This window comes from Microbacterium sp. (genome assembly GCF_035554235.1).
Classification (GTDB): Bacteria; Actinomycetota; Actinomycetes; order Actinomycetales; family Microbacteriaceae; genus Microbacterium.
The window spans coordinates 31,162-42,105 of the sequence record NZ_DATMIO010000260.1 but is presented as its reverse complement, the minus strand read 5'-3'; the positions used below and the strand labels follow the sequence as shown (position 1 = coordinate 42,105).

Below are 10,944 nucleotides of genomic sequence, written 5' to 3'. Positions count from 1 at the left end.
TGTTGTCGACGGGAACCGGGTCGATCGCCGCCTTCGCGACCTCGGCCGCGAACTCCGACACGTTGTAGAGCTTGCCGGCCGACTCACGTCGCTCGGAGATGGCGCCGGGGTTGGCGCGCTCGAGAAGGGTCGCCGTGATCGTGCCCTCGATCATGTCGCCCGAGACGACGACGAAGCCGATGCCGCGCTCTTCGAGATCGGGGATCAGCTCGCGAAGAGCGTCCTCGCCCGCACGCTTCGACAGCGCGACCGGGAGGTATTCGGGCATGGTGGGCGTCGTGCGGATGAAGTGCGCCTGGTGGCTGGTCACGAACACGACGCGCGATCCCGGGCCGAGCAGCGGGAGCGCCGCCTGCAGGACGTTGACCTGGGCATCGCGGTTGAGCGTGAGGGCGTAGTCGTCGGCCATGCCCGACTCCATTCCGCCCGACGCGTTCAGCACCAGGATGTCGAGCTTGCCGAACTCGCGCGCCACCTCCGAGAGCATGAGAGCGACGGATGCGGCATCCGTCAGGTCGGCGCCCACGACGAGGGCACGCACACCCGACGCTTCGCGAAGCTGCGCGGCGAGCTTCTCGGCGCGCGGCGCCTTGTTGCGGTAGTTGATGACGACGTCGGCGCCGGCCTCCGCGAGATAGCGGACGGTGTCGGCGCCGATGCCGCGGGACGACCCCGTGACGAGGGCGGTCTTGCCGCTCAGCGATCCGGGTGCAAGGGGCTCGGACACGGGTGGGACTCCTCGAGGTTCGGGGCACGGAGGCCCTCTCCACACGCGGGAGGGGGCCACGTCGACCCTACCAATCGGGTGCCGTGCCGCGTGGCGTCGGGCGGGCTCGAAGCCTGCTGGGAAACGGATTCCGCGGCGGGCCGCGTGATAGGTTGACGGGCAAAGGGAGGCACGACGTGGAGCTCATCCAGACACTCGAGCAGTACGCCTGGATCGGGTGGCTCGTGCTCATCACGATCTTCCTCGTGATCGAGATGCTCACCCTCGACTTCACCTTCCTGATGCTCGGCATCGGCAGCGTGGCCGGGTTCTTCTCCGATTTGGCGGGCGCGCCCATCTGGCTGCAAGTTGTCGTCGCCGCCGTGGCCGCCGCCCTTCTCCTCTTCTTCCTGCGCCCGCCCCTCCTGCGACGGCTGCGGCGGGGTGAGGATCCCGCCAAGAGCAACGTCGAGGCACTGATCGGCCTGCACGGGCAGGTCGTGTCGACCATCTCCCGCGTCAGCGGCCAGGTGCGATTGAGCAACGGGGATGTCTGGACCGCTCGCACGCGGGCGAACGGCGAGATTCCCCCGGCCACGGCCGTGACCGTGCTCGCCATCGACGGCGCCACCGCCGTCGTGGCACCCACAGACGAGAGCACCACCGAGAGTGAGGACGACGCGTGAGAATCGCTGCGAGCGTTGACGACATGACCGCCGCCATCCCCGCGGTGATCGGATGGCTGCTGGCCATCGCGATCTTCATCTTCGTGCTCGTCGTGATCGTGCGCTCGATCCGGATCATCCCGCAGGCGAGCGCCGGCATCGTCGAGCGGCTGGGCAGGTACCACAAGACCCTCATGCCAGGGCTGAACCTCCTCGTCCCATTCATCGACCGGCTGCGGCCCCTCATCGACATGCGCGAGCAGGTCGTCTCCTTCCCGCCGCAGCCCGTGATCACCGAGGACAACCTCGTTGTCTCGATCGACACCGTCGTCTACTTCCAGGTCACCGACGCGCGCGCTGCCACCTACGAGATCGCCAACTACCTGGGCGCCGTCGAGCAGCTCACGACCACCACGCTGCGCAACGTGGTCGGCGGGCTCAACCTCGAAGAAGCCCTCACCAGCCGCGACAACATCAACGGCCAGCTCCGCGTCGTGCTCGACGAAGCCACGGGCAAGTGGGGCATCCGGGTCGGGCGCGTCGAGCTGAAGGCGATCGATCCGCCGCACAGCATCCAGGACTCCATGGAGAAGCAGATGCGCGCGGAGCGCGACCGACGCGCACTGATCCTCACCGCGGAGGGCACGAAGCAGTCGGCCATCCTCACTGCGGAGGGCCAGCGGCAGGCCGAGATCTTGAAGGCGGAGGGCGACAAGCAGGCCGCGGTCCTTCGCGCGCAGGGCGAGGCCGAGGCCATCGCGATGGTGTTCGGCGCGATTCACGCGGGAGACCCCGACGAGAAGCTCCTCGCGTATCAGTACCTGCAGACCCTGCCGAAAGTGGCGGACAGCCCTTCGAGCAAGCTCTGGATCATCCCCAGCGAGCTCACCGAGGCGCTCAAGGGCATCGCGGGCGGATTCTCGTCGAAGCGCGACATCGACGGCGGGCCCGCTTCTCCCGCTCCGTGAGCGCACACCCCTATCTCTCAGGCGGGCCGCATCCCCGAGTGCTCGCCCATCGCGGGCTGGTCACACCGGATGCCGGGCGCCACGGCATCGCGGAGAACTCGTTCGCGGCCGTCGCCGCCGCGCACGCGGCGGGTGCCGCGTACGTGGAATCAGACTGCCATCGCACGAGCGACGGAGCGATCGTGCTCTTCCACGACGAGAGCCTCGAGCGGATCACGGGAGACGCCCGTCTCGTGGCGGACGTCACCGCCCGCGAGCTCGAAACCCTCATGGAGGGCAGGGGCGGCCTCATCACCCTCGTGCAGGCCCTCGACGCATTCCCCGGCGTACGGTTCAATCTCGACGTCAAGGCCGCCGACGCGGCCGAGCCCGTGGGCCGGCTGATAGCCCCGCACGCCTCCCGCGTGCTCGTGACGAGCTTCTCGGACGTCCGCCGTCGCGCCGCCCTCGACGCGGCTGCGGCGGCGGGAGCCGGCATCCGCCCCGCGACATCGGCAGGCACCCGCACGATCCTCGACGTCGTCGCCGCGGTCTCGCTGCGATCCCGCCGGCTCGCCGCACGGGCGCTGAGCGGAATCGATGCCCTCCAGATTCCCGAGCGTCACGGGCGCCTCCGCCTGCTGAGCCCCCGCCTGCTGGATGTCGCCCACGCGTTCGGCGTGGAGGTGCACGTGTGGACGGTCAACGACGTCGATCGGATGCTCGAGCTCGTCGCGATGGGGGTCGACGGCGTCGTCACCGATCGCTCGGACCTCGCGCTCCGGGCGCTCGGCGTCGCACCCTAACCCGAACTCTCGACCCCTTCGACCGAGCGGCTGTGCATTCACTGGGAAAGAGCGACGAAGCGGCCCCGTTCGGATGATGCGCTCAGGCTAGGACGTTATACCTGGGTAGCGACGAGAGGACCACACAATGGCAGACCGCAGCCTGCGCGGCATCCGACTCGGCGCCCAGAGCTTACAGAGCGAAGAGGGCGTCGTGTTCATGGAGCGCACCCAATACACCTACGCCTGCACGTCGTGCGGGCGCGACACCACCTTGACCTTCGCGGCCGACGCTGAAGCGCCCGAGGCCTGGGAATGCCGCACGTGCGGCGCCGAGGCCGTGCTCCGCGTCGGCGACAAGACGGCGGTTGTCGACCACAGCGAAGACAAGATCCCGCGCACCCACTGGGACATGCTCCTCGAACGGCGTTCGCGCCCCGAGCTCGAAGAGCTCCTCGAGGAGCGTCTCGCCTTCATCCGTGCCCGTCGTGGCGCCGGTGAGGACGTCACCGCCCAGAAGATCGGCGCTTAGCCGACCGCAGCGTTCAGAGACGCCGGCCCCGTTACGGTCGGCGTCTCTTCGCGTCGGCGCACGCGGGCGACGATGCCGACGGCGATCAGCGCGGCCAGGGCGCCCCACCCGAGCAGCAGGTTCACCCAGGGTCCGAGCACGACCGCAGGGGTGAGTCCGGTGCGCAGTTCGACGTCGGTCAGCATGTGTCCCGCCTCGCCCGCGGCGAGTCCGTCGATCGTCGTGCCGTCGGGGGCGATCACCTGGCTGGTGCCCACCGTCGAGATGTTCACGACGGAGCGGCCGGTCTCGATCGCCCGCATCCGTGCGAACGCCAGCTGCTGGAGGTTCTCGTCGGTCTCGCGGAAGTCGGCGTTGTTGGTCTGGAACATGTAGACCTCGGCACCGTCGCGGGCGCCCTCCCAGATGACCGAGTCGTAGATGACATCGAAGCAGATCGCGAGCCCCACGCCGACGCCGTCGAGGTCGAGCAACGGCGGATTGGTGCCCGGGGTGTACTCACGTTGAATGAGGCCGATGAGATCCGGCACCAGCGCCTCGAAGAACCAGCGATCGGGAACGTACTCCCCCATCGGAACCGGGTTGCGCTTGTCGTGCAGCTGAACCGCACCCTGCCCTTCGACCCACAGCATCGAGGTGTTGAAGATGTCGTCGCCGCGGGTCGTGGCGGCGTTGACGATGAGCGGCGCAGCCACCCTCGAGGCCAGCGCATCGAGGGCCTTCGCGGTCGACGCGTTCGACAGCGGGTCGGAGTCGATGCCGCCCTCCGGCCACAGGAGCACGTCGATGTCCTTGCCGAACAGGGGCGCGGAGGCGTTCAGCTGCGCCTGGAGGACCGCGTTGGGCTCGCGGTCGTCGAAGTACCCCGATGGGCCGTTCCCCTGCACGCTGCCGACTCGCAGGGCGCCGGCCGGGGCCGTCTGCCACGCCGGTGTCACGACGAGCAGGAGGGCGAGCGCGGCGGCGGGTAGAACGGTGCGGAGGTCGCGCCAGCGGCGGGCCCGCACCCACTCGATCACGGCGGCGCAGAAGACCACCATGACGAAAGTGAGGCCGGTCACGCCCGCCCACGACGCGAGGTGAGCGAGCGGGCTCTCGGATTGGCTCATGCCGATGCGGGCCCACGGGAAGCCCGTGTATGGCCACGACCCCATGAAGAGCTCGCGCGTGGACCAGAGGCCCCCGACGAGCAGCGGGAGAATGGTCAGCTGCGCCCAGCGTGCCGGGAGCACCCGCGGCATCCATCGATACGCGAGGGTGATGGGGATGGCGCCGAGCCCCATGAACACCGTCTCGAGGCCGGCCAGGGCGAACCAGGGGACGATGCCGAGGTAGCGCGTGATCCAGGCGATGTGCACGAGGTAGAAGCAGACCCCGAAGACGAGCCCCACCGCCAGCGAACCCCACGCGCTCCGCCCGATGAGAGTGACGAGCGAGAGGCCGACGCCGACGAACGCGAGCGGCCAGATCCCCACCGACGGGTAGGCCATGTCGAGAATCGGGCCGGCGGCCGCGGCGACGAGCAGCGCCGCCCACAGCGGGAGCAGCGGCCGCACGGCGGGGGCGGGCGTTTCGGGCACGAGCACCACCCTAAGCGGGCCCGGCTGACACGGCGCTGAGCGCCTCGTCAGACACTGCTGTAGGCGACGATTCCGCGCCGCACGGAGTCGAGCGCGCTCCGCGACGTGCGCGCGAAGTCGGCGTCATCCGCAACGATCGAGAGCTGGTCGAGCAGGTCGATCGTCTGCTTCGCCCAGCGCACGAAGTCGCCCGCGGCCATGTCGGCCTCATCGAGCACGCGGTCGAGGGGAAGGCCGCGCGCCCACGAGCTCATCGCCTGTGCGAGCCCGGCCGACGGGGGCTCCGAGCCCGGCAGGTGGTGGTCCTGTTCGAGGTCGTCGAGCCGCGCCCACAGTTCGAGCGTCTCGTTCAGGGCCGCGCGGAACGGCCCGCGAGGCCACCCCCGCTCCCCCGTGCCGCCGTCGTCGCGCCGGGGCTCGTACACGAGGCAGCAGGCCAGCGCGGCGAGGGACGGCGCATCCAGGCTCTTCCACAGCCCGAGACGAAGCGACTCCGAGACGAGCAGATCGCGCTCGCCGTAGATCCGCCGCATCGTGCGCCCGGCGGGGGTGAGGCTCGTGTCGCCCTGGGCATCGACCGAGACGTAGTCGAGCGCCGCGAGCACCTCGACGACGCGGTCGAAGACCCGCGCCACCGTGCCGGTGCGCTGCTCGATCTGCCGGCGCAGCTTGTCGGCCTGTCGCTTGAGCTTCCAGTAGCGCTCCCCCCAGCGGGCGTGCTGCTCCCGTTCGGGGCATTCATGGCATGGATGCCGCTGCATGCGCTTGCGCAGCGACGCGATCTGGTGCTGCCTGCGCTCACGGGTGGCTTTCGACTGGTTCTGGTCGGCGCGGTTCTGCTTCTCGAGATCGCTCAGCTCGCGACGGATGCCGGAGTACTGGGCGTAGTCGCCGCGATCGCAGGTCATCGCCTTCTCGTAGCCGGCGAGGGACTCCTCGGCGTCGCGCACCTGGCGGGCGATGCCGACGACGGCGCGGTCGGCCTGGAACTGCGCGAACGAGGACTCGAGGATCTCTCGGGAACGCGGGCGACCGAACTGGTCGATGAGGTTGACCGCCATGTTGTAGGTGGGGCGGAAGCTGGAATTCAGCGGGTAGGTGCGGCGGGATGCGAGCGCCGCGACGGCCTGCGGGTCGACGCCCTCGGTCCATTGCACGACGGCGTGACCCTCGACGTCGATCCCTCGGCGCCCGGCGCGGCCGGTGAGCTGCGTGTACTCCCCCGACGTGATCGCCACGCGCGCCTCGCCGTTGAACTTCTCGAGCTTTTCCAGCACGACCGTGCGCGCGGGCATGTTGATGCCCAGCGCGAGGGTCTCGGTCGCGAAGACGGCCTTGACGAGCTTGCGCTGGAAGAGCTCCTCGACAACTTCCTTGAACGCCGGCAGGATGCCCGCGTGGTGCGCGGCGACACCGCGCTCGAGGTTCTCGCGCCACTCCCAGAAGCCCAGCACCGCCAGATCCTCGTCATGCAGGTTGCGGGTCCGCTCCTCCACGAGCGCCCGGATCTCGGCGCGCTCCTCCGGGCTCGTCAGGCGCACGCCCGACCTCCGCACCTGCTCCACCGCCCCCTCGCAGCCGGCCCTGCTGAAGATGAAGAAGATGGCGGGCAGCAGGTTCGCGCGGCGCAGCAGCTCGACGACCTCGGGACGATCGAGGCGCTCAATGCGCTGGGCATTGCTCGGGCGCACCGGGCGACGGCCGCCGCGGTTCGGGCGCCGGGCAGTCTCGTCGAGCTGGCGCCGGCTGGACATGCTCTGCGCACGCCGGTTCTCCTCGAAGTGCTGGCCCTTGAACGAGCGGATGCGCATCAGCTCCTGATTGACCTGCGCCGTGGCCACCCCCGCTCGATCGTCGAAGAGGGGCAACAGGTCGCTGCGCACGAGCACATGCTGCTCGAGGGGCACCGGACGGATCTCCGAGACGATCACGGCGGTGTCGCCGCGCACGGTGTCGAGCCAATCGCCGAACTCCTCGGCGTTCGAGACGGTGGCGCTGAGGGACACGAGCCGCACGGTCTGCGGCAAGTGGATGATGATCTCCTCCCACACCGCCCCGCGGAAGCGGTCGGCGAGATAGTGCACTTCGTCCATCACCACGAAGCGAAGCCCCCGCAGCGCCGAAGAGTCGGCGTAGAGCATGTTGCGGAGCACCTCGGTCGTCATGACCACGATGCGCGCGTTGCCGTTGATGTTCGTGTCGCCCGTGAGCAGGCCCACGTTCTCGTGGCCGTAGACGTCCTGCAGCTCGCGGAACTTCTGGTTCGAGAGCGCCTTGATCGGCGTCGTGTAGAAGGCCTTCTCGCCGTCCTCGAGCATCGCGAGGTGCACGGCGAACTCGCCGACGATGGTTTTGCCGGCGCCCGTCGGGGCGGCCACGAGCACGCTGCGGCCCTCTTCGAGTGCGCGGCACGCCTCGACCTGAAAGGGGTCGAGTTCGAACCGCTGGGATGCCGCGAACGCCGCGGTGACCGGGTGGCGCCGACTCTCGCCGGCGGCGGCGTACCGCTCTGCGGGAGTGGGCAAGCTCACGCGGGGGGTCCGTCGGCCAGGAGCTGGCGCTCGCGCTTGGCCCGGCGGCGGTCGAAGAGCAGAGCCACGCCGACGGCGGCGAAATACAGCACGATCATGATGCCGGCGAGCATCAGCATCGAGACGACGTCGGCGGCCGGAGTGGCGATCGCGGTGAACACAGTGATGACCAGCACGGCGACACGCCACCCCTTGAGGATCGCCTTGCCGCTCATCACGCCGGCGACGTTGAGCAGCACCAGGAAGACCGGCAGCACGAACGAGACCCCGATCACCAGCAGCAGCTTCAGGATGAAGTCGTAGTAGTACGTCGAGTCATAGAACAAGCCGGCATCCTCGGGCACGAACGACGCCATCAGTTCCACGACGTGCGGCATGAGCAGCCAGCCCACGTACGTTCCGGCGAAGAACAGCGGGATCGCGGACCCGAAGAATGCCCACGTGTACTGGGTCTCCTTGCGCGTGAGACCGGGCATCACGAACAGCCACACCTGCGCCAACCAGACCGGCGCCGACAGGATCAGACCCACCGCGACCGAGATGCGGATGCGCAGCTCGAACCCGCTCGTCACGGTGCTGAACATCAAGGTGACGAGGTCCTCATCGCCGCGGGACGCCGAGACCACGCGGATGGGTTCGGTGAGCAGGTGGATGATCGGCTCAGTGACCAGGAACGCCACGACCATGGCGACCACCAGTGCGATGACGGAGATCAGCAGACGCTTGCGCAACTCGACGAGATGCGCGCCGAGCGACATGCGCTTGTCTCGCCGCGGAGCCCCCGGTTGCGGCACCTGCAGCGGATCGGCCGTGGCCACGACCGCCCTACGGCTTGGGTTCGGCGGTGCCGCCGGAGGGCTCCGCCGGTGCGCTCACGGGTGTCGCCGTCGTCGGCGGAGCGGTCGTCGCAGCCGGCGGGGTATCGATGGCCTGCGCCCTGGGCGCCTCGACGGACTGCGCCGCGGTGGCGTCGTCCTCCTTCATGGCCTTCATCTCGCCCTTGAAGACGCGCGCCGACTGGCCCATGCTCTTGGCGAGGGCGGGGAGCTTGGCGGCACCGAACAGCAGCAGGACGACGGCAAGGATGATCAGAAGGTGCGGCCACCCGAATGCGTTGCCCAACATGGTTTCTCCTCCGATTGGCTGGCTTTCATTCTAACGCGGTAACACCGCGTCATCCGGATGCGGCGCCTGCGCGCGGCCGATCGGTACGGCGCCGTTGGTGAACATTGCGTGCTCACGCATACCGCGCGAGCCCGGCCTCGGCCCACTCCACCGCGGCCGCTCGGGCGGCTTCCGGCTCTTCGATGACGACCGCGCCCCCGCGGCGGGCGGCAAGCCGCTTGAGCGCCTGCTCGTCCGCGACGCGGAGTGTCGCGGACGACCTTTCCGGCCCCTCCTCGATCTCGGCGCTGTCGAGGTACTGGCCGAGCAGCGGGGTCAGCACGGTCGGATATGTGACGCGAATGGCGAGGGCACCGCCTTCGCCGGAGAAGACCTGCGTCTGCGGGTCGTCGTGCTGGCCCGACGGGATGTCGGTGACGACGAGGTCGCTGACCCGGTCGAGGTGGAAGGTGCGGATGTCTTCGCGCATGTGGCACCAGCCCCGCAGGTACCACTGTGCGTCGTTGATGAGCACGCGCACCGGGTCGACGGTGCGCGTCGTCGAGGACTTCGCGTCGAGGCGACGGTAGGTGAACGAGACGGCGACGCCGCGATCGAGCGCGTCCATCACGGCGGTGCGCACGCCGTCGACGGGGTCGGCGGTCAGCACGAGCTCGGCGGGCGTCGCTCCGGCGCCACGGGCGAGCTTCGCGATCAAGCCCGAGACGACACCGCGACTGGCCACGCCGGGCAGCGCCTGAGCGAGCTGCAGCCCGGCGAGCAGCGCCGCGGCCTCGCGGGAGGTCAGGCGCGGTGCGCGCTCGAACGCGACGATGTGATCGAGATCGAGCGCGAGCTCATCGTGCTCGTCGAGGAGATCCCAATCGATCCCGAAGAGGTCGTTGTCCATGCCGTTCGGCAGGCCGATCAGGGTGAGTCCCTCGGCCATCGCGCGCATGACTTCGGGCGATACCTCGAAGTCGGCGGCCGCCTGGGCTACCGGCACGGGTCCCTTCTCGATCAGGTAGGGAACCAGCGTCATGACGATGGAGACGCGATCGGAGGCGAGCAGCGGCGTCTTGCGGATCGTCATGGGGCGTCGCTCCCCCGGCCGCCGGCCGAGTGCGCGTCGATGGTGCCGCGCAGACGCGCGATGACCTCGTCGCGGAGCGCGGCAGGCTCCATCACGCGCACCTCGGGTCCGTACGATGCGAGCTCGTCGGCGAGCACATGGATGTCGACGAAGGGCACCCGGACGGTGTCACCGTCGACGCTCCCCCGGCGCAGCCGCAGCGCGGCCTCGGTGTCGGAGCGCACCTCGAGCACCGCGATGTTGCGGCGCGCGACATCCTGCAGCCCGTCCTCGGCGCGAGTTCCCGCGCCCTCCCTGAGCGTGGGGTCGAAGGCCTCGCGAGTCACCTCGACCGCGCCGGCGATGCGAGAGAGCAGGAACGTGCGCTCCTCGTCGATGTCGCGGTCGATGCCGAACACGTGCCACCGGCCCTCGAACTCGATGAGCGCGAGCGGCGCGACCCGGCGCACGCGTGGCGCATCGTCCCCGGGCTTCATGTAGGTGAAGCGCACCACTCGCGACTGCTCGTGCGCGGTCTGCAGCGCAGCGAACGACGGCTCGCGGAGGCTCACCCGAGGGGCGTAGCCGATGATCGGCTCATCGACATCGATGCCGAGCGAGCGGATCTTGCGCAGGGCGCTCGCCGCGTCGACCGACATCGAACTCTCGCTCCACACCGCCCCCGCCAGGTTGAGCACCGCGACCTCGGCCGACGTGAACTCGATGTCTTCGGGGAGCACATAGTCCGTCTTGGGGATGAGGTACCTGGCCTCGCGGAGGTCGTCGGGGTCCGCATGGTCACCAAGGGTCTGGATGGGGACCCCCAGGCGGCGCAACTCGTCCTTGTCGCGCTCGAACATCTTCTCCAGCGCGTCGGCGCTGGCGCCCTCCTGCCGCTTCTCGCGGTATCCCGAGACGCTCGAGAGCACCTGCTCCTTGGTGAGCCCGAATCGGCTCGCCATGAGCGCGACCGTAAGGCTCAGCAGGCGCTCCTCGGGCGGGATCTTCGTGGGCACGACCCC

Annotated in this window: 11 protein-coding genes; 4 read left to right on the top strand and 7 right to left on the bottom strand. The window is 69.4% G+C overall.

Annotation, left to right across the window (positions count from 1 at the left end):
* On the bottom strand, positions 1 to 727 hold a 727-nt coding region (locus VNT50_RS13245; protein ID WP_325485575.1), incomplete at its 3' end, for an SDR family oxidoreductase.
* 176 nt (positions 728 to 903) lie between these two features.
* Here VNT50_RS13245 and VNT50_RS13240 point away from each other — a divergent pair.
* The 4 genes from VNT50_RS13240 to VNT50_RS13225 all read left to right on the top strand — a co-directional run bounded on the left by VNT50_RS13240 (position 904) and on the right by VNT50_RS13225 (position 3,635).
* Positions 904 to 1,392 carry an NfeD family protein gene (locus VNT50_RS13240; RefSeq protein ID WP_325485574.1) on the top strand — a complete coding sequence of 163 codons (489 nt, stop codon included), beginning with the start codon at positions 904 to 906 and terminating at the stop codon, positions 1,390 to 1,392.
* Positions 1,393 to 1,415: 23 nt separating this feature from the next.
* On the top strand, positions 1,416 to 2,339 hold the full coding sequence (locus VNT50_RS13235; protein ID WP_325485573.1) for an SPFH domain-containing protein: 924 nt from the start codon (positions 1,416 to 1,418) through the stop codon (positions 2,337 to 2,339).
* A 38-nt stretch (positions 2,340 to 2,377) separates the two neighbouring features.
* Positions 2,378 to 3,124: a glycerophosphodiester phosphodiesterase family protein gene (locus VNT50_RS13230; RefSeq protein ID WP_325485572.1), complete on the top strand. Its 747-nt coding sequence runs from the start codon at positions 2,378 to 2,380 to the stop codon at positions 3,122 to 3,124.
* Between the two features lie 127 nt (positions 3,125 to 3,251).
* Positions 3,252 to 3,635 carry an RNA polymerase-binding protein RbpA gene (locus VNT50_RS13225; RefSeq protein WP_325485571.1) on the top strand — a complete coding sequence of 128 codons (384 nt, stop codon included), beginning with the start codon at positions 3,252 to 3,254 and terminating at the stop codon, positions 3,633 to 3,635.
* On the opposite strand, the gene lnt is transcribed toward VNT50_RS13225, so the two are convergent.
* The 6 genes from lnt to VNT50_RS13195 form a co-directional block, all read right to left on the bottom strand.
* Positions 3,632 to 5,215, bottom strand: a complete 1,584-nt coding sequence (gene lnt, locus VNT50_RS13220) for an apolipoprotein N-acyltransferase (protein ID WP_325485570.1) — start codon at positions 5,213 to 5,215, stop codon at positions 3,632 to 3,634. The two genes, VNT50_RS13225 and lnt, sit on opposite strands and share 4 nt — an antisense overlap.
* Positions 5,216 to 5,262: 47 nt before the next feature.
* Positions 5,263 to 7,740: a DEAD/DEAH box helicase gene (locus tag VNT50_RS13215; protein WP_325485579.1), complete on the bottom strand. Its 2,478-nt coding sequence runs from the start codon at positions 7,738 to 7,740 to the stop codon at positions 5,263 to 5,265.
* A gap of 2 nt (positions 7,741 to 7,742) precedes the next feature.
* Entirely contained in the window at positions 7,743 to 8,504 is a 762-nt protein-coding gene (gene tatC / locus VNT50_RS13210) for a twin-arginine translocase subunit TatC (protein WP_325485578.1), read from the bottom strand.
* Positions 8,505 to 8,571: 67 nt separating this feature from the next.
* Complete coding sequence (tatA, locus tag VNT50_RS13205; RefSeq protein WP_325485569.1) at positions 8,572 to 8,871, bottom strand: Sec-independent protein translocase subunit TatA; 300 nt, start codon at positions 8,869 to 8,871, stop codon at positions 8,572 to 8,574.
* Positions 8,872 to 8,983: 112 nt separating this feature from the next.
* A complete protein-coding gene (locus VNT50_RS13200; protein WP_325485568.1) occupies positions 8,984 to 9,943 on the bottom strand; it encodes a helix-turn-helix transcriptional regulator in 960 nt (319 codons plus the stop codon).
* A complete protein-coding gene (locus tag VNT50_RS13195; protein WP_325485567.1) occupies positions 9,940 to 10,938 on the bottom strand; it encodes a helix-turn-helix transcriptional regulator in 999 nt (332 codons plus the stop codon). The genes VNT50_RS13200 and VNT50_RS13195 overlap by 4 nt, the downstream gene beginning before the upstream one ends.
* Positions 10,939 to 10,944: the final 6 nt, after the last annotated feature.

Bases quoted from the DNA above. Each gene is read 5' to 3' on its own strand.
- tatA (WP_325485569.1), bottom strand. From the start codon at position 8,871: ATGTTGGGCAACGCATTCGGGTGGCCGCACCTTCTGATCATCCTTGCC.
- tatC (WP_325485578.1), bottom strand. From the start codon at position 8,504: ATGTCGCTCGGCGCGCATCTCGTCGAGTTGCGCAAGCGTCTGCTGATC.
- VNT50_RS13225 (WP_325485571.1), top strand. From the start codon at position 3,252: ATGGCAGACCGCAGCCTGCGCGGCATCCGACTCGGCGCCCAGAGCTTA.
- VNT50_RS13200 (WP_325485568.1), bottom strand. From the start codon at position 9,943: ATGACGATCCGCAAGACGCCGCTGCTCGCCTCCGATCGCGTCTCCATC.
- VNT50_RS13235 (WP_325485573.1), top strand. From the start codon at position 1,416: ATGACCGCCGCCATCCCCGCGGTGATCGGATGGCTGCTGGCCATCGCG.